The 19,723-nt window shown below is 42.1% G+C and carries 16 protein-coding genes and 2 tRNA genes; 3 read left to right on the top strand and 15 right to left on the bottom strand.

Translation table 11 applies throughout. From position 1 onward, the window contains the following. The first annotated feature begins 196 nt into the window (after positions 1 to 196). From AC2SLT_RS10535 to AC2SLT_RS10525, 3 genes are all read left to right on the top strand, one after another. Entirely contained in the window at positions 197 to 2,413 is a 2,217-nt protein-coding gene (locus tag AC2SLT_RS10535) for a 2,4-dienoyl-CoA reductase FMN-binding domain-containing protein (RefSeq protein ID WP_486547609.1), read from the top strand. 73 nt (positions 2,414 to 2,486) lie between these two features. Then, entirely contained in the window at positions 2,487 to 2,612 is a 126-nt protein-coding gene (locus AC2SLT_RS10530; protein ID WP_486547608.1) for a hypothetical protein, read from the top strand. 195 nt (positions 2,613 to 2,807) lie between these two features. Beyond that, positions 2,808 to 4,046, top strand: a complete 1,239-nt coding sequence (locus AC2SLT_RS10525) for an outer membrane protein transport protein (RefSeq protein WP_486547607.1) — start codon at positions 2,808 to 2,810, stop codon at positions 4,044 to 4,046. Positions 4,047 to 4,451: 405 nt separating this feature from the next. Here the strand turns inward: AC2SLT_RS10525 and AC2SLT_RS10520 are convergent, their stop codons facing one another. The 15 genes from AC2SLT_RS10520 to AC2SLT_RS10450 form a co-directional block, all read right to left on the bottom strand. After that, positions 4,452 to 5,405: a calcium/sodium antiporter gene (locus AC2SLT_RS10520; protein ID WP_486547606.1), complete on the bottom strand. Its 954-nt coding sequence runs from the start codon at positions 5,403 to 5,405 to the stop codon at positions 4,452 to 4,454. 425 nt (positions 5,406 to 5,830) lie between these two features. Beyond that, a complete protein-coding gene (gene panD, locus AC2SLT_RS10515; RefSeq protein ID WP_486547605.1) occupies positions 5,831 to 6,211 on the bottom strand; it encodes an aspartate 1-decarboxylase in 381 nt (126 codons plus the stop codon). Between the two features lie 317 nt (positions 6,212 to 6,528). After that, positions 6,529 to 7,611, bottom strand: a complete 1,083-nt coding sequence (proX, locus tag AC2SLT_RS10510) for a glycine betaine/L-proline ABC transporter substrate-binding protein ProX (RefSeq protein ID WP_486547604.1) — start codon at positions 7,609 to 7,611, stop codon at positions 6,529 to 6,531. A 146-nt stretch (positions 7,612 to 7,757) separates the two neighbouring features. Continuing rightward, on the bottom strand, positions 7,758 to 8,885 hold the full coding sequence (gene proW, locus AC2SLT_RS10505) for a glycine betaine/L-proline ABC transporter permease ProW (RefSeq protein ID WP_486547603.1): 1,128 nt from the start codon (positions 8,883 to 8,885) through the stop codon (positions 7,758 to 7,760). A gap of 87 nt (positions 8,886 to 8,972) precedes the next feature. Further along, the gene (proV, locus tag AC2SLT_RS10500) at positions 8,973 to 10,325 is read right to left on the bottom strand and encodes a glycine betaine/L-proline ABC transporter ATP-binding protein ProV (protein WP_486547602.1); all 1,353 of its coding nucleotides are present in this window, start codon (positions 10,323 to 10,325) and stop codon (positions 8,973 to 8,975) included. A gap of 346 nt (positions 10,326 to 10,671) precedes the next feature. After that, a complete protein-coding gene (gene pth, locus AC2SLT_RS10495) occupies positions 10,672 to 11,256 on the bottom strand; it encodes an aminoacyl-tRNA hydrolase (RefSeq protein ID WP_486547601.1) in 585 nt (194 codons plus the stop codon). 120 nt (positions 11,257 to 11,376) lie between these two features. Continuing rightward, positions 11,377 to 12,069: a 50S ribosomal protein L25/general stress protein Ctc gene (locus AC2SLT_RS10490; RefSeq protein ID WP_486547600.1), complete on the bottom strand. Its 693-nt coding sequence runs from the start codon at positions 12,067 to 12,069 to the stop codon at positions 11,377 to 11,379. Positions 12,070 to 12,438: 369 nt separating this feature from the next. Continuing rightward, positions 12,439 to 13,392: a ribose-phosphate pyrophosphokinase gene (locus AC2SLT_RS10485; RefSeq protein WP_486547599.1), complete on the bottom strand. Its 954-nt coding sequence runs from the start codon at positions 13,390 to 13,392 to the stop codon at positions 12,439 to 12,441. 79 nt (positions 13,393 to 13,471) lie between these two features. Continuing rightward, positions 13,472 to 13,547 (bottom strand) — tRNA-Gln (locus tag AC2SLT_RS10480). Between the two features lie 232 nt (positions 13,548 to 13,779). After that, a tRNA-Gln gene (locus AC2SLT_RS10475) sits at positions 13,780 to 13,855 on the bottom strand. A gap of 14 nt (positions 13,856 to 13,869) precedes the next feature. Then, positions 13,870 to 14,034, bottom strand: coding sequence for a hypothetical protein (locus AC2SLT_RS10470; protein ID WP_486547598.1), 165 nt, complete (start codon positions 14,032 to 14,034; stop codon positions 13,870 to 13,872). 190 nt (positions 14,035 to 14,224) lie between these two features. Next, positions 14,225 to 15,256: a 4-(cytidine 5'-diphospho)-2-C-methyl-D-erythritol kinase gene (ispE, locus tag AC2SLT_RS10465; RefSeq protein WP_486547597.1), complete on the bottom strand. Its 1,032-nt coding sequence runs from the start codon at positions 15,254 to 15,256 to the stop codon at positions 14,225 to 14,227. Positions 15,257 to 15,301: 45 nt separating this feature from the next. Further along, positions 15,302 to 15,970, bottom strand: coding sequence for a lipoprotein insertase outer membrane protein LolB (gene lolB / locus AC2SLT_RS10460; RefSeq protein ID WP_486547596.1), 669 nt, complete (start codon positions 15,968 to 15,970; stop codon positions 15,302 to 15,304). 97 nt (positions 15,971 to 16,067) lie between these two features. Beyond that, positions 16,068 to 18,272 (bottom strand): tetratricopeptide repeat protein, encoded by a 2,205-nt coding sequence (locus AC2SLT_RS10455; RefSeq protein WP_486547595.1) that lies wholly within the window; start codon positions 18,270 to 18,272, stop codon positions 16,068 to 16,070. A gap of 155 nt (positions 18,273 to 18,427) precedes the next feature. Next, positions 18,428 to 19,399: a polyprenyl synthetase family protein gene (locus AC2SLT_RS10450; RefSeq protein WP_486547594.1), complete on the bottom strand. Its 972-nt coding sequence runs from the start codon at positions 19,397 to 19,399 to the stop codon at positions 18,428 to 18,430. Positions 19,400 to 19,723: the final 324 nt, after the last annotated feature.

Genomic DNA, 19,723 nt, shown 5'->3' with positions numbered 1-19,723 from the left:
GGCTTATGATACGGTATTATTTGTGATTAAGACATTCAGTGAGTATATGTTAACTGAAATTGTTTGGTCAACACTATTATTTTTTTAAGCATTCATGCTAAATAGTACATTATTCTCATAGATCGTTCTCACTGATTTATTAACTGTGACCTAGTCGACAGACCCTAGTCATTACTTTATTAATAAGGATATTCGTATGGCAGCTGCCGCTACCGCTCATCAAACATCTCAAAATAACAAGGCTAATCATCAGTCCAAGGATATTGCTGCTACCACTGTCCCTTATCCATATATATTTGAACCATTAGACCTAGGTCATACGACGCTAAAAAACCGCATCGTTATGGGATCTATGCACACTGGATTAGAGGACCGCTTTTACAACTACGGCAAGCTTGCTGCCTACTTTGCGGAGCGTGCAAAAGGCGGTGTGGCAATGATGATTACTGGTGGCATATCACCCAATCGAGAAGGCTGGTTGCTGCCCGCAGGCGGCACCATGAATAGCAAGCTCGATGTGATAAACCATCAGCGTGTTACTCGAGCGGTACATCGCCATGAGAGTAAAATAGTGATGCAAATATTACACAGTGGTCGATATGGGTATCATCCTTTTGTGGTATCAGCGAGCCCGTTCAAATCCCCAATCTCGCCCTTTAAACCGCGCGAAATGAGTGTCAAAAATATCCAGAGCACTGTTGAAGACTATGCCCGTTCAGCCGTTCTTGCCAAGCAGGCAGGTTATGATGGTGTGGAAGTGATGGGTTCTGAAGGCTATCTGCTTAATCAGTTTTTGTCCCGTCACGTGAACCAACGTACAGATGAATACGGTGGCGATATCCAAGGTCGTATGAAGTTTCCATTAGAGATCGTGCGTGCCGTTCGTAAGGCAGTAGGTGACGACTTTATTATCGTGTTCCGCCTATCGGTTATGGACTTGGTAAAAGATGGCAATGTCATGGATGAGGTCATTACCGTTGCCAAAGCACTTGAAGAGGCCGGTGTGACTATTATTAATACCGGCATTGGTTGGCATGAAGCCCGCGTTCCGACCATTGTCACTAGTGTGCCTAGAGCCACCTTTGTCGACTATACAGCTGAGGTCAAAAAACACGTCTCGATTCCTGTTATGGCGGCCAATCGTATCAATATGCCAGAAACTGCCGAGCAGGTCTTGTCCTCAGGAAAAGCCGACCTAATCCAAATGGCGCGTCCGTTCTTAGCAGATCCTGACTGGGTTAATAAAGCCAGAAATGGTCAATCAGACCGTATTAATACTTGTATTGCGTGTAACCAAGCATGTCTGGATCATACCTTTGAGCACAAACGTTCTACCTGTCTGGTCAATCCGCAAGCCTGTTATGAAACTGAATTAACGTATGAACCAACCAAGTCGCCGAAGTCGGTAGCGGTGATCGGTGGTGGCGTGGCCGGTATGGCAACTGCCGTTATTGCAGCTAAACGAGGTCATAAAGTAACTTTGTATGAAGCCAAAGATATTTTGGGCGGTCAGTTCAATTATGCCAAAGTTATCCCAGGTAAAGAAGAGTTCTTTGAGACGACCCGCTATTTCCTCACTGAATTGAACCATAACGGGGTAGAAATCAAGCTTAACACCAAAGTTACCAAAGAGATGCTCGATAAGTCTGACTATGATCATGTCGTTGTTGCCACTGGTGTCGTGCCACGTAGCTTAGAGGGCAAGCTTGAAGGGGCTGATAACCCGAAAGTCATCAGCTATGCTGAACTACTATCCGGTGAAAAAGCCGTGGGCGATACGGTCGCAGTTATTGGTGCCGGGGGTATTGGCTTCGATGTCAGTGAGTACCTAACGGCACGTCATGGTCAGCCGCTACATGAATTGGGGCCTGAAACCTTGAAAGATCCCAGTTATCGTCCTGAGCCTCAGTCTGTAGCAGACTGGAAAAAAGAGTGGGGTGTCAACGATGAAGACAACTATCAGACAGATGGCGGACTGATTAAACCCGAAGCCATCACTCCGATTCGTCAAGTATATCTCATGCAGCGCCGAAGTGATCGTTTGGGTAAAGGCCTTAATAAAACCACGGGATGGGTACATCGCGCGCACATTAAATCGCATGGGGTAATTCAAATGCCTGGAGTGACCTATGATAAAGTGACAAATGAGGGTTTGTGGATTACTACGCCTCAAGGACACAGTCAGTTATTACGAGTCGATACGATCGTGGTATGTGCCGGTCAAGTCTCGGTCAATGACTTGATGCCTGCAGTGACTGATGTCAAAAAATCCGATGCCAAAGCGTCTAAAAAAGGCAAAGCCGTGAAAAAAGGCAAAACCCAGTATCATATTATCGGCGGCGCGAAGTTGGCTGCTGAGTTAGATGCCAAACGCGCCATTCGTGATGGTGCGGAATTGGCGGCCAAGCTTTAGGTACTGTAAATAATAGGAAATAGGATTAAATAATAGGGCTGAATAAATAGACTGGTTGCTGGTTTGATTAGAAATGGGCTTAGAGTCTGCGATGAATTTTGAGCGTCAGGCATTTTCTTTGCTAGCGTCCACTGAGGATAAAGCTGAAGGGATATTGGCGTTCAAAGAAAAAAGACAGGCTATTTTTACAGACAAATAAAATAACTTATCTACATTTTAATCCTAACAGACCTTTATACGGCTTAATATAATGACTATAAATTGAATGTATTATTGGCGTTTATTTTAGTCACAGAAACATAATTAAAATAAACAATTTATTGACAATACAGTAAGATAAGTATTTAATTTAAACATACTTTACACTTCAACTGTCATTGACAAAGGAACTGTCATGTCTCAAAAGACGCTTCAAAACGCTATCAAGTTTGCTATTGCTTCAAGTGTGGTCACTACGGTTGCCGCCCATGCATCAGGCCTAGAATATAGCAAACAATCCATTTTACCCTTGTTTGAAGAGGGCAATTATGCTGAGCTTTCTTATGCTTATGTCGATCCTAAAATTGAAGGGACAGATGTCGCAGGCGGTATTGAAAATCCAGAGCAAAATCAGAAAATTGACGATATGATGGATGATTTTAATATTTTTGGTGCGGCAGTTAAGGTTGCTCCTACTGAAAATACCGCTTTAGCGTTGATATATGACGAGCCTTTTGGGGTTGATACGATATATCCCTCTGGTAATGAGTTTAATAATAATATGGGCACAACTGAAGCAAGAGTTGATACTCGTGGTTTAACCTTATTAGGCGGTGGTAAAGTTGCAGACAACTTGTGGCTTTATGGCGGGATGGAATATCAAGAAGCTGAAGGGTCTTTACAGTTAGCACAAAATTTTGAAGGTTTGCCCATTTATTATGATCTAGAAATTAAAGATAAGAGTGACACCTTAATACCTGTAGTAGGGGTGGCTTATGAAATACCAGAAATTATGTTAAGAGCTGCAGTAACATGGCGCGGTGAAGGACAGCACGATCTTCAAGCAACTGAGAACTTACTGGTAAATCTTGGACAGCCTGTTGATTATAACCAATTAGGGGCCTCACAGCCCGTACCTGCAACCTTTGGAGATACTAATTTAAGGTTTAAAACCCCACAATCAGTAAACCTTGATTTCCAAACTGGCTTAAGTGAAAAGTATCAACTACTCGGTATGTTAAATGCTCGTTGGGTTGAGTGGACAACATTTGAGATTGCCCCCGAAGCGATTACCTCTGTGGTGGGTGAGCCTTTAGCTGAATATGGAAAAGATGCCTATAGCGTAGAGTTGGCGCTTGGTAAACAGTTCACACCGAAGTTTGCTGGTGAAATTAGAGCAGGGTATGACTCAGGTACGGGAGAGCCTTTAAGTTTATTAGGCCCTTATGATTCAATCAAGACGCTAGCGCTTGGTGGTAGTTACGATATGACCGATAATTTTAGTGTCTCTGCTGGTGCACAATATATGTGGTTTGAAGGGGGTACAGCTTACTCCAAATTACCGATTGATAAGAGCTTATCAGATAGAACCTTAGCTAAGTTTGATGATGGGACAGGATATGCGGTGGGTATTAAGCTCGGCTACCGTTTCTAGTTATCAGTTATCAGTTATCAGTTAGCGTTATCGTTTTTATCTATGTTTTCATGCTTAGGTCCAAATAATATCTAGTATAAACTTGCTAATTTAAGTCCGCTTTTAGCTAAAACAGCCCCTTATTATTATGGGGCTGTTTTTTTATAAATATCTACCTCATTCTCAACTCTTAATGTAGGCTGTGGCTTTAGCCCAGCATTATTCATTAAAGGTCTTGATTTGCTGGGATGAAGCACCAGCCTACAGTGAATTTTAATAAGTTGAGTACGGGGTAAATATCTAATAGCTGATGTATAAGTTGACATCATCTAAGTCAAGTGCAGTCGTTGTAAATAGTAGGTTTAGTGAGCCTGATAAGGATATGTAATTTCATAGAAAAGGTGGCATCTTTAAAAAGGATATAATTTATAGTGTAGACATACCAAGCCATATTGAATAACCGATAAAGGTTAAAATCAGTACTAAGCCACTACCACGATTCATTTTTCCTTGACGGTTATAAGCAACCACGGCGAGTACAAATAATAACAGCGTCACTACACCGACCATCACCATATCACGTGATAAAACGTCTGACTCAATCTGTTGCATCGGGCTTATTATGGCAGCGATACCGACCACGCCCAATGTGTTGAATAAATTGGACCCAATAACATTGCCCAATGCCATATCATGCTCGCCACGCCTTGCAGCGGTGACGCTAGCGACTAACTCAGGCAGCGAGGTACCAATAGCAACAATGGTTAAGCCAATAATCAGCTCACTTATTCCCCACAAGGTCGCCAATTGAACCGCGCCCCAAACTATGGACTGAGAGCTGGCAATCAACAGTATTAAACCCACTATTAAAGTAATAAATGCCTTACTGGTATTGATTTGAGACTCAGGTTTAATCTCTTCGCTAATATTATTACGAAGGGTTAAATATATCTGAAGACCTATAACGACAAAAAGTGCCGCAATTAATACCACGCCATCATTAAAAGACAGCGCCCCATCCGCTAACTGCCAAGCGGCTAAAGCAGTCACCCCTATGAGTAGCATCAAATCGTGACGCAACACATTTTTACGAATTAACAGCGGGCTAATCAGTGCCGTTGTGCCTAATACTAAAGTTATATTTAAAATATTAGAGCCATAGGCATTACCTAGGGCAATACCGGGACTGCCTGACAAGGCTGCTAATGCAGAGACTACCATTTCTGGGGCAGAGGTACCGATGCCTAATATCACCACACCAATTAAGAAGCTGGGAACATTAAAACGTACGGCTAGATTCGTTGCACCATCGATAAAAGTGTCTGCACTCCAAACCAAAACGATAAGGCCAATAATGACAGCAAGGACAGCAAGCCCCATCTAAACTCTCCAAAATAAACAGTAATTGTATGAATGTATTGATTAACATGATAAATAGTTAAGGTATTTATCTCGAGCGGTGGGTACTTCTAAGATAATAATAGGATAAATAACAGATAAGAAAATAGTTAGTAGTGAGTTCTCAGCTATCTTTACCCTGGATTAACTGCTTTTGAGATTATTACCTAGATAATTTATAACTGAAAACCTTAACTCAAAAACATGACTCAAAAAAAAGCTAAGCTTGGATAGGGCTTAGCTTTTTTTAAAGTTATTGATAAATTATATTGGTAAAGAATATTGGTAAAAATATAGATAAATAGGATCAGGCTACATTTGTCTTAAACTGAATTACGCAACGTATTAGTCACTTAAATTTAACTGAACATGGCCTTTACCACAAAAGGACTTTACCGTTACGAAAATTAGGAAACTTGCACAGGGATGGTATTTGCAGTGTCTTTAACTGTATTGTCTTCATTGCAATACACTAACTTGGGCTTATGAGTATCCGCTTCTGCTTCATCCATTTGGGCATAAGCACAGATAATAACAATATCCCCTAAATCTGCCATATGAGCTGCCGCACCATTTAATGAAATGATGCCTGAGCCGGCTTCTGCACGAATCACATAGGTGCGAAAGCGCTTACCGTTAGTCACATTATAGATATCAATAGATTCGTTTTCACGAAAGCCCGCTAGATCTAGTAAATCACTATCAATCCCACAAGAGCCTTCATAGTGTAAGTCAGCATGGGTGACACGGGCACGATGGATTTTGCCTTTTAATAAGGTCAATAACATGATGAGTTACCTGTAAATAGTAAGTTGTGAGACATTTTAGTGCCCTATAATAAGAATACAACATAAGAATTGTAAAAAATTTCATATTATCATTCATAGCGGATTAAAAAAAGATAAAAAAATGATTGGATTTGTTAAATAATGACTAAAAAAAGAGTGGGGTTAGATAATAAACACCTGAAAAAGGGATAACTGATGTTATCCCTTTTTTTATAAATTGTTTATTGAGTCTGCTACCAGACCCCGTTATTGAAAGTTGCCGTCATTTAACAATCTGGTCATTTAAAAATCTGATCATTTAAAAAATATAAATGCCTTTAGATAGCAGCGGCACGTGCTTGTTCTAACCAACTATCGTAAGTGTCTTGATTGGCTTTAATCCAGTTTAGAGCGTGCTGTTTGATTTGTTCTTGAGAGTCCTCACCGTTGGCAATCAGCATATTTTCTTCACTAACCGCATTCAAAGGAAGTTTGGCCACTTCGAAAAGTTTTGCTGCTGCTGGATTTGCATCAGCAAACGCTTTGTTAGCGACCACGCGCTCACTATTGACTGCAAAGCCATAGTTTTTGCCGTTTGGTGCGGTTGTGTCATCCGAATTAGGATTTGCTGTAAAGGGTACTTCTAACCACACAACATCTTCACCAGGTACCAGTTTTCCTGACACCCAATAAGGCGTCCAAGTGTAATAAAAGACGGGTTGTCCTTCATTATAGCGAGCGATAGTATCAGAAATAATAGCTGCATATTGCCCTTGGTTATGAGTCACGGTATCACGAAGTTTATAAGCGTCTAACTGATGCTCAATAACCGCTTCACAACCCCAACCAGCCTGACAGCCTGTCAAATCTGCAGTACCATCGCCATCGGTATCAAATAGTTTGGCAATTTCGGGCTTAGCAAAATCAGAAAGGTTGGTGATACCATGTGCCTCAGCGGTCTTTTTATCGATCAAATAGCCCTGTGCGGCACCTTCGATGTAATGTCCAGCACGATAAAACTTGTCATCACCCCCCGCATTTTCATACATATCATTATGAAGCGGATACCAATTAACTGTCATATAGTCGACATCACCCGAGGCAATAGCCGTATATCCTGCACTATAATCTACCTCTTTAATAGGCTCAACGTCATATCCTAAGTCCCGCATGGCTTGATTTAAGACCATCGTTTGAAATGTCTCTTCAGCAATGGGGCTTTGGAATGCTTGAGCACTAATGCCTTCACCGGGCTTGGTATTTTCTACAGAGTCTGTTGTTGCCGATTCACTCGTTGTCTCGCTTTGGTTTTCCGTTGGTTGGGCGTCGTTGTTGTCTGCATCAGGTTGAGTACAGGCCACCAGTGATATACCAGTGATGCCTATAGTGAGAGATAATAGAGTCCGTTTAAATAATGTCATAATATTATTCCTTAATAATGAGTGTTGAAGAGATTGCTTATAAAGCTAACTAAGTTCTTAAATACCGTTATTTAACGATACTTTTTTTAAAACATTTGATGAATAACAATAAAATATCAATGCGCTTATCAATACGCTAATTAACATCATGACTTATTGACTAAGCCATAAATTAGTCCAACTGGACCCGTTTGATACCATTTTTGATGTGCTTTATTACGGTTGTTTTGACCTAATGACTGGGTCATACGATCAAGTATAATCGCTAAAATTACGATGCCTAATCCGCCCACCGTCGCTAAGCCAATATCTAATCTACCAATGCCGCGCAGTACCATGAGTCCTAACCCTGCGACTGAAATCATTGAAGCAATAACCACCATCGATAAGCTGAGCATCAAGGTTTGGTTAACGCCTGCCATGATGGTAGGCATCGCTAAAGGAAGCTGAACTTTGTACAACATCTGTTTGCTATCTGCACCAAATGAATGCGCGGCTTCAATTAAGTCTGCGGGTACTTGGCGAATACCGAGGTTTGTCAGACGAATAACGGGAGGTACGGCAAAAATAATAGTGACAACCACGCCAGGCACGTTACCTATCCCAAACAGCATAACGATGGGGACTAAATAAACAAATGCAGGCGTGGTCTGCATCGCGTCTAAAGTCGGACGCATAAATTTTGCCACAGTCTCATTACGCGCCATCATAATACCTGACGGAATACCGATCAGCATGCAAAATAGTACAGCCGTTAGCACCAAGGACAAGGTGGTAATGGACTCTTCCCATATGCCTATCAAGCCTAGTATTAGCATGCCAATGAGGGTTCCCAATGCCATACGTTTACCAGCCATTTGCCAAGCTATCAAACTAAATATAACGATAAACAACAGCGCTGGAATACTGGATAAGCCTGCTTCTATAGCATTTAAGGTCCAATCAATCGGGGTCTTTATCGCAATAAAGAAAGGACGAAACTGGGTGACTATCCAGCCAATAGCACTATCTACCCAAGTATCTAAGGGGATCCATGTTTGCGCAAAAGGGTCTAACCACGAGAAGTCTGGCTGTACCATATCTCCAGCGGATAGGCTGCTAGTCGTATCAGCTGCACTTAAGCCACTTTCAACACCAGTCGCAGCATCACTCGTTGCAGGACTTGGATTGTCCCAAGCACTTGCTGTACTGGCAGCAGCATCAATTTCATTGCTATCTGTTACTATAGAGGGATCTTCGTTAGCTGAAGTTGCCCAAGGGTTGGTGTCTGTCATAAGTTTTCAAATTTTTTATAAGGTGAGTTAATGCTAAGGCGCGCTTAGTAGCGATAGACCCTAAACAAACAAAACCAGAACTCCTCGTTAATCTCTACTAAGGGTTTCTAGTAAATTCACATAGCTAACACTACCAATGTATTTCCCAGCCTCATCGACAATAGGTAGTGGACAGGGTGAACGCGCGATATCCGTATATATATCGCCAATATTGGTATCAGCAGGGACGGCCTTAATGTCATTTAATATGGCATTACGGAGCGTTAAGGCGTCACTATTGTCTTTTTGTTTTTTAAGGACATCTTCGAGTGTTCGTGAGGATACGACCCCTAAAAACTCTTTTTGTGAGGATAAAACATACCCATACTCTCGGTCATTTTCACTCATACGCTTTAAAGCGGAGCGAATACCTTGAGTAGGTGAGGTATCGTTTTTCATGATGAAGGTTAACTGATTTTTATGCGCAATATCTTTGACTGTAAATACTTGACTGACATCCACTTCTTTAAAGAATGAACTGACGTAATCATTTGCAGGGTTGCTTAATATTTCATCGGGTGAGCCAACTTGGACGACGATGCCATCTTGCATAATGGCAATTCGATCACCGATACGCATCGCCTCATCAAGATCATGGGAGATAAACACAATAGTACGTCTATCGTTTTGTTGCAGCTTTAATAGCTCATCCTGCATCTCGGCTCGTATTAAAGGGTCAAGTGCTGAGAAGGCCTCATCCATCAATAGAATATCAGGATCATTTGCCAGTGCGCGAGCGAGTCCTACACGTTGCTGCATACCTCCAGAAAGCTCATCGGGATAGCTTTCTGAATTGGCTTCAAGTCCAACCTGTTGCAACGCAATCATCGCTCGATTGTTACGTTCCTCTTCTGGCATACCTGCCAACTCAAGACCAAAGGCTGCATTTTGTATGGTATTTAAATGCGGCATCAAAGCGAATGACTGAAAGACCATACTAAGTTTTTCACGACGGGTTTGACGCAGGGTTTTTTCGTCCATTTGTACCACGTCTTCGCCATCAATATAGACATGGCCTGTTGTGGGCTCAATCAGACGATTTAATAAGCGAATAAGGGTGGATTTGCCGGAGCCAGATAACCCCATTACCACAAAAATCTCACCTTCATAAATTGAAAGACTGACATCTTTGACGGCAATAGTGTTGCCAGTTTTAGCGAAAATCTCATCTTTACTGAGATTTTGTTTGACAAGCTCTAACGCTTTTTTTGGATGATCGCCAAAAATTTTATATAAATTTTTGACTTCAAGCTTTGGTTGTTTGACATCAAGCGTTGATTGAGAGGTACTGGTTTGCGTAGGGGGACTATTAGCTTTGACAACTGTCGTCTCAGCTTGCGTCATTGTATTACTAGAATTGGGATGTTGAGCAGTTCCATTCCTTGGGCTTTCTATTGGCATAACTTAACCGTAAATAAGATAATGGTCTATCACTGTAACATAATGTTAAGGAGATACCAAATTGAAAACTGACGGTATCTCTATATTTTATCTTTAAAATGGTTTAGAGAATATTGACAATTTACCATTAACAGTAATGCGAATATGTCTTAAAAAGATGACTATAGGATAATGTGAGTTCGCAGCAGGTCATGAAGCGCAGAGGATGAGGAAGCACAGAGGATGAGGAAGCACAGAGGATGAGGAGGGAGAGAGTAGACAATCAGAAGAGGCGTAAACTTTGAAGCTAGAATACATTCAAAGATACGATAAGCTTGCGAGGTTAAATAGCGCTCAAACGAATGAACTATTGGGGAAGCTTAAAACCATTAATATGGTTGCGAGCCTTTTCGATATCACCGGAGACCATTAACTCCAATGATGCAATGGCCGCATCAATGGTCGCTTCAATGGCTATTTGCTCATCTTGCGAAGGTTTTGATAACACATGTCCGCTGACTTGTGACTTATGGCCAGGATGTCCAATACCGATACGTAAACGGTGAAAGTCATTACCCAAGTGAGGCGTGATATCACGTAGACCATTATGACCGCCATGACCGCCGCCTGTTTTTAACTTAATGCAACCCGCCGGTATATCAAGTTCATCATGAGCAATAAGCATCTCATCAGGTTTGATACCATAATAGTTTACCATCGGCACTACAGATTGGCCCGACTTATTCATAAAGGTCGTAGGCAATAGAAGACGAACATCAGTATCATAGATACGTCCACGGCCTGTTAATCCGTGAAACTTTTTGTCGGCAACAAAGTCAATATTAAACTTATCAGCAATCTGGGCCACAAACCAAAAGCCAGCATTATGTCTGGTTTCGACATACTGCTGACCTGGGTTGCCAAGCCCAACAATGAGCTTAAGTTGGGACATAGCGTTCTCTCTATGTATACAGCTGTAAAAATGAGTTTCACGGTTAAGTCCAACAACTTATTGAGCTTATTTTATTAAACCTAACTTATTGAGCTCAACCGTGGGTGGCAAGTAATAAAACTACTCGTCGCCTTCGCCTTGTTCAGTATCGCCTTCGTCACCTTGTTCAGTAGCAGGGACATCAGCAGCATCAACATCGTCTTCAGTCTCTTCATCGACTTCTTCAACAGTTGGTGGCTGCATGTTAACGATAGTACGGTCAGTGCCATCTTCAAGCTCAAGCTCATGGATAACAACACCTTCTGGCAATTTGATATCAGATAGATGTAAAGAATCACCGATTTCCATACCTGATACGTCAACATCTAGGTATTCTGGAAGATTCATTGGTAAACAGATGATTTCGATATCTGAAACAAGCGTAGATAATACACCACCAGACTTAGTACCTGGCGCTTCTTCACGACCTGTGAAGTGAACAGGTACATTCATATGGATCTTCTGACCTTTAACAATACGCTGGAAGTCAGCATGCATTGCAAAGCCTTTGGCTGGGTGACGTTGAAGATCTTTAATAACGGCTAAGTGCTCTTCGCCTTCAAGATTGATAGTCAAAATATTTGAGAAGAAAGCTTCGTTTTCAAGAAGTTTCCATAGCTCATTTTTTTTGATAGCGATCGCAGTAGGCTCCTCACCACCACCATAGATAATGGCAGGTACTAAGTTTTGCTTACGCAGGCGGCGGCTCGCACCTTTGCCCTGCTGATCTTCGGTACGGGTAATACCGTTTACCGTATATAGTACATTACTCATAAGAGTATCCTTTATTAAATAATTTGGTTTTGTGATGCGTTCTAGCGGCGTTTGCGACCAACGCAGCCAAACATACATCGAAAGTCCATACCTATTATCCTGTCCTAACCATAAGCCAGTTTATAAACGGTTATCGATCAGATTAAACTGTCAACAATGCTATCAGCCGTCAATGTAACGCCTTATAGGCTGTATGACCGCATATATTTATATAACAAGATCGTTTTTGTAATAGGGGATATATAGATACAGAGGGCGTATTATACGGATTAATAACCAATAAATCCAGTACAAAAAAACCGCCATCGGAGGGATGGCGGTTATAATGTTGACATTTGGATAATTCTAATAGAAACGTTAAGGTATTTATTAGTCAACAGACTCAAACATTGCACTAATAGATTCTTCGTTGTTAATACGACGTAAACTTTCAGCCAATAAAGGTGCAATAGTAACCTGACGTATCTTGGTACAAGCTTTGGCTTCATCGCTGAGTGGAATCGTGTCAGTGACAACCAACTCATCAAGCACAGAATTACTGATATTCTCAATAGCGTTACCTGATAATACAGGATGGGTAATATAGCCTAACACATTGCGAGCGCCATTGTCTTTAAGGGCTTGAGCAGCTTTGCACAGTGTACCAGCCGTATCAACCATGTCATCGACAATGACACAATCGCGGTCGTGGACATCACCGATAATGTGCATGACTTGTGATTCATTAGCACGTGCACGACGTTTATCAATAATGGCAAGCTCGGTATCACCAAGCTCTTTTGCCATGGCACGGGCACGAACCACACCACCGACGTCAGGTGACACCACCATAAGATCTTCGTAGCCTTGCTTTTGCAGGTCTTTTAGCAAAACAGGAGTACCGTAGATATTGTCTACTGGAATGTCAAAGAACCCCTGAATTTGGTCAGAATGTAGGTCAACTGTCATGACCCGATCTATGCTAACAATATTGAGCATATCAGCAACTACCTTGGCTGAAATAGGCACACGAGCGGAGCGAGGGCGACGGTCTTGACGCGCATAACCAAAGTAGGGCATCACAGCCGTAATACGACCCGCACTAGAACGACGCAGTGCATCAGCCATAACCATGATTTCCATCAGGTTATCGTTAGTTGGGGCACAGGTAGGTTGTAGGATGAAGACGTCTTTACCACGTACGTGCTCTTTGATCTCAACGGCGATTTCGCCATCAGAGAAGCGCGTAACATCAGCACGTCCTAGAGGAATATGTAAATGATTAGCAACTGTTTTTGCCAGCTCAGGGTGGGCATTACCCGTAAAAATCGCCAGATATGGCATGGTTCAAGTCCTATTTATTTGACTTAAAAGAGGAGCAGTAGACACTGCACAAATAAAGGAAATATTGAACGTTAGAAAATGGCAGGGGTAGCTGGACTCGAACCAACGGATGTCAGGATCAAAACCTGATGCCTTACCAACTTGGCTATACCCCTGTAACAGACAAACTGTATCAAGATGTCTAATACCGTTAACTTAGCATATCACTTGATAACTTACTATTAAAATATTAATAATTTGAGCGTTAACATTGTAATAGTATTTTGTGTTGTTTTCTTGGTTTCGTTCGAGGCGAACTATACCGAAAACTGACTAGATATGTCAATAAACTCAGCGGTTTAATTTAAATAATAGCAGCTTAAATAAGCGCTGAGTCTATGACGAATATGGCAGGGGTAGCTGGACTCGAACCAACGGATGTCAGGATCAAAACCTGATGCCTTACCAACTTGGCTATACCCCTTTATGGGCGAGTTATTATACACAAGAAAAAGCTGATTGCAACTGTTTTTTATTGATAGCCAAACACACTGTTTCATATACAGAATGTGTAGCATGCGGTATAGCAAGGCGAAACTCTCGGCTTAAGCGTTGGTTATATATCATAAAAGTACCCCAATCAGTAGCGACTGACGTGGTCATAAAGAGCGGTTTAGCCCCGATTGTAGCGGATATCCTGCCGGGCTAGGTGGGTTGCTGTGGTAAGCTGAGTGGTGTCAACGCGAAGCAAGGGACACCACTTAGCTTAACCACTGCCACACCTAGCGGGGCAGATAGTAGCGAAAGCGGGATTGGCTCCTATTAATCTTCTAATAACCTTCTATTAACTAAGCTAAGCTTGAGGAGGATCTAGTAGTGGCTTGGATTGAGTCAATATGGCAGGGCAAGGGGGAGATTCTATATGCGTGATATGGTGTTGTATAAGCTCAATATGCTGCGGTGCTATCGGTAGAAAAACACTACTACCAGTCCCTGTCATACGCGCGGTTGTATTTGTTATCTTTTGTAACCCCGTTAAATAGGTTAAGGCTTGAGCAACTTCAGGAACAACTTGAGTCACCACTGGTTCAAACACATTCGTAAAAGGCGGTAGTAAAGTATCAAGGTAATAATCTTTGTCCTGCATAATTTGGCTCAAACTTAGTGCCTGAGTATCACGCTTTAAATCAGAGTGCTGGAATAACGCTTGGGTGGCAGCGTGCGCATTAGGCGTCAGTAGTAAGTAATGTTGGTGAGGCAGCTCAATAGGGGTCAACTGCTCTCCGATACCTTCTGCAATCGCATCTTGGCCTAGGATAAATATAGGCACATCGGCACCGACTGTTGCGCCTATAGCGATCAATATTTGTGGGTCAAGGTCAACCCCCCAAAGTTGGTTTAGAGCAAGCAGTGTGGTTGCGGCATTCGAGGAACCACCACCGAGACCGGCACCGGTCGGCAATACCTTGTTTAGAGCAATATCAATGATGGGTAGACGCTCAGGTAGGCTACTACCTATTGAGCCACTTCTATGATCTATCGCTTTGAGCAGGGCAATAGCAGCTTTGGTAATCAGGTTGTCTGCTAGAGTGTCTGTGACAGATATAGTGCTATTTAAGGTGATGGGTAGCGCCAAATCATGAGAGCTATCAGAGTCATCAGTGTCATCAAAGCACTGAATCTCTGAGCGGGTTGCTAAATGCTCTATTAGCAGATGGGGATTGAAGGTATGGGTGCTGGGGCGGAAGTCTAATGTGTCGCCCCAGTCTAAGAGCCGAAAAACGGTTTGCAAATTATGATAGCCGTCCTCGCGCTTCCCTGTAATATGCAAAAATAGGTTAATTTTGGCAGGGGAGAATAGGGTGAGGGCAGAGGTCACGGTCATAGTGGCTATCGTATCCAATAAGCAGTTAAGTATGAAACAGTGTGGTTAAGAATTTTGACTATGATTGATGGTCATAATGACGCGGTGTCCATCATCACGAACCACTTTAATCTTACTTGGGGTTTGGATTTGCGCAGAGTCATCTTTATAGCTAAAGGTTGCTATCCAGCCGGCATTTTCACTCGATATAAGGCGTCCTTGTGCATCAAGTTGACTGTTATCATCCGATGGAGCAGGACGACCAGAGATCCAGTAACGTAGCTGAGAGATGGGCGCTTGCCAGCCTGTTGCCTGTTGTAATAGCTCTTCTGGTGAGTTTGCGCTAAGCTCACCGACACTCTGATTGACCAAGGTGGCGGTAGCGCCATTATATTCAATGACCGTATGACCAATACCCATGGCACCGGTGAGGTCTATGGCAAAGCGGTCGTCTTCTTGTGCCCAGACATAAAAAGCACTGCCTGATTGGGCGTTGCTGGTCTCAGTCTGAGGCGTGGTAATGCCAATTTTTCCACGTATATTAAAGCTTTTTAGAAGCTCTGGATACTGAGGTTGACCGTTTGTCACCACACCCGAAGTAGGTGATGGTGTAACTTGCGGCGTGGTTTGGCAGGCTGTCATGGCAAGCGTACACCCCCCCACAAGTAAACTAAGTAGTACATTCTTCATTTGGGTAGGGTGTGATACGACAACTTTAGAGGTTGATTCAATCATAAATGTCCTTAGTTTATATCTTTATTTCAGTAAGTATAGTTATATGTTTTTAAGCAGTGTTAGTCATAGTAAATAGTAATCAGTCATTGTCATTGGTCTAGTAGGACTGAAGTCGACTACTGATATCATATTCATTAACAGAAAACCGATTTTGGATGTCATCAAACAGACGAACTACCTTGTCGTCTTGATTTAATCCTTGATAGGCACGCAATAAAAGAATGCCACTATCCAAAGTGGGGGATATGTCATAGGGACCTGCAAGGTAATTAATGACATCCTGATAACGCTCTTCAGACAACGCATCAGCGGCCAGTATATTCAGCGCTGATAAATAGTTGTGTTGACTAAATAAAGGCGAATCAAAAGGAATGTCTAAAATGGAATTAGCCAGCGAGAGTGCTTGATCAATATCTTTGCTATGGGTCGATTCAAACAATAAAAGCGCAAGCGCCAGAGTGTAGTCAGGGTTTTCCGGATTAATCAAAACCAATCGATCAAGAAGCTGCCTTTTTAAAACTGTATCTTCTTGGTTGTCTAACAGCTGCGCCCGTGCAAATAACAATTTGGTATCATCGGGAAAGCGGCGGTTGGCTTCTGACAGGATGTAGCGCGCTTCCACCATCTTATTTTGTTGTCGTAGTATATCGGCTTGCATAATAGCGCTTTCTGGGGCATAGACCTCAAACTGCTCACTAAATTTAGCCAACGTTGCCAAAGCATCATCGGGTTTATTTTGTAGTAGCTGTATAGACACTAACTTTTGACGGGCTTTTAAAACCAAGCTTTCTTGCATTACCTTTGATAAAAAACGCTCAGCTCTATCATAATTATGCTGGCGTTCTGCACTAATACCTAAGTAGTAATAGGCTTGGTCGATGTAAGCTGGCGAAGATGCCAATCCTGATAACAGCTCATCCGCCGTCGTATAGGCCTCTATATCTATACTGACTAAGGCAGCAAGCAAGGTAACCTCTTCATCATGAAACAGGTCATGAGCTTCTAATAACAACTGCCACGCTTCCTGAGTTTGTCCAAGCTCTAAGCGTAAACGTATTTCATATAAGTATAAGGCTTTACTGTTCTTTAATCTTTTGCGCTCACCACTGATATATTTTAGGACCTCCCTATCGGGCTTAAGCTGCTTTAATATATCACTCTTAAGCACAATAAAGGCCGCTTTATCAGGCTGTTTTCTAAGCGCTCTATTGACACTGACTAAGCCGATATCTGGCTGACCTAATTGGGACATCAGCCCCGCTTGCATGACCAACAAAGACGGGTTGTTATGTTTGGGTAATGCCAATAACGTCTCTAATAATAACCGTTGGTCTTGCTGAGTCGTGGGATAAATACCGATTAAGATTTCACTTAAATCGGCTTGGGGGTCATAATCCAAAATTTGAGTTAAAGCATTACCCGCTAGGTCATATTCATTTGCTTTAAGGGCTAAATGAGCGACATAGAACAACGCGGGAATATGTTCAGGATTCTGTTGCTGCCAAGTAACGGCAAAATTTAATGACTCAACAGGGGTCTCATACAGTAATGACAGCTCTAAGGCGCGTTCAAAGACACTGGTCGACTCTTGTTTAAAGGACTCTTGCTTATACAGCTTAAGCGCCTGAGCAATATCACCTCGGTCAATTAAAAACTCTGCCTGCATGACATTTAATAAGCTTGGGCGGTCCTCGGTCAGTGATAATCGACCATTGCCAATCTCGACAGGATGACCCTTTATGGAGGGATCCAGACTTCCTTGCTCTGACATTGACGCATCAGGAGTTGCCTGATCATCTGCATCCTCCGCTTCTGTTGAATTAGTCTCCGTTTTAGTATCAGTATCACCCAAAAAAGGAGAGATGACTCGGCGTATTGGGTCTAATATTGCGGCATGACTGGTAATAGAGTGCGTCGCGACACTGGCGATACTGATGATAAAAAACAGGCGTAAAATCCGTTGACGGTTTGCGCTCAACGTTTTTTTTGCAGGCTTTCGCTGAAGAGATTTTTTTTGAAAGCTATTATTCAGAAGATTTATGGCGCTTTTTCTATTGAATCCCTTGCGAGTAGAAGGTTTATTTGATTTTAGTAGAAGACGAAACGATTCTTTTAAAATGAGTTTTTGTTCTTCTAAATTGTCTTTTTGGGTAGTTCGGGCTATTGTCGCTTTTTGGGCTTTTCCAGTTTTTAGGCGTTTAGGCTTTCGCTGCACAAGCATAAGCCTTTGAGCAAAAGGCAAACGAGGCTCAATTTTTTTTGCTAATGCTTTAGGCTGATTAAGAGAACGCAAAAAAAGCATAAGTTTCCAATTACTATGATAAATTGATGATGAGTTTAAAATCGACTATCGCTTTTGAACTCAAATCAGTCAGTGATGTCTTGCTAAAAATTAACTCTTTACAGACCCTAGTATTTACAGTCAATATAAATTACTTAACGGCTATTTAACAGATGCTATTTTTTTCTGTCCCACAACCAGTCGGCAATAGTATGGATGGTGGTGGAGTTAGAAAAGCTCTTAGTAATGGTGTCGGTTGCGTCAGTGAACAATGACTTGGCATACTCAGTTGCTGCCTCAACACCCATTAATTTAACATAGGTGGATTTATTAAGTCCCTCATCACTGCCTGTCGGTTTGCCTAATGTGTCGGTGTTTGATACCACATCCAAGATATCATCTTGTACTTGGAAAGCAAGACCTATGCGACTGGCAAACTGAGATAAGGCCGCAAGCTGCATATCAGATGCGCCCGCGCATACCCCGCCCATTAACACCGCAGCTTCGATAAGGGCGCCTGTTTTATCCCTATGTATAGATTCAAGCTCAGTTTGAGATACTTGTTTATTTTCAGCATTTAAGTCTAGCATTTGACCTGCCACCATGCGTCTTGCTCTGGGTGCAAAAATCTTGCTGAGCTGGGTTGATTGTTCAACTGAAATAGGGGCAAAACCCTCAATATCTGCATTGATAATCTCAAATGCTAACGTTTGTAATACGTCACCAGCCAGTAAGGCAGTGGCTTCGCCAAACTTAATATGACAGGTTGGACGGCCGCGCCGCAACTCATCATCATCCATACTAGGTAGGTCATCATGAATGAGCGAATAGGTGTGCAAAAACTCGACCGCTAACATAGCTCGTCGACAGTTATCATCAAACCATAATGGCTCAGAATTTGTCTGGTCATTATCATGTTTAGAGTGTTTATGATCATTTAAGCTTTGCATTACCGTTTGATAAGCACTCACCACTAATAAAGGACGCACACGTTTGCCAGCACCCATCATGGCATAGGTACAGGCATCACTTAAAGGGGCTGGGAGGGTAGCAAAGTCTAATAGGCGCTCTATATCGGTCTGCAATGTGCTCATGACTTGTTGGCTTAAAGCATCAAAGCTGGGGGGTATAGTGATGATAGTAGTCATATAGATGCGGCTCAATATAGATAAGTATGAATATAGATCGTCGTGATATAAGGGTATAAGAAATGCTCATTTATCCTTCAAATTATAAAGACATTCGCAGCTTAAAGGAATTAAATTTCATTACAGGCTTTTGTAGCGTATTGCAGGTAAAGTTATCAATAACTATAAGTAGCAAAAGTCAAGAATGCGCTTAGTTTACTCTACTATTTAGTTTACTCTATTATCACGAGGACTGTATTTAATGAATGGGTTATCAATTTGAAACCTTATGTAGTGCAATATATAGTGCAATCTTCTGACAGACTAGAGATCAGGCATTCAATC

It is taken from the genome of Psychrobacter sp. CX18 (assembly GCF_057396215.1).
The sequence above is the reverse complement of the archived record's forward strand: the minus strand, read 5'-3'. Positions and strand labels throughout refer to the sequence as shown.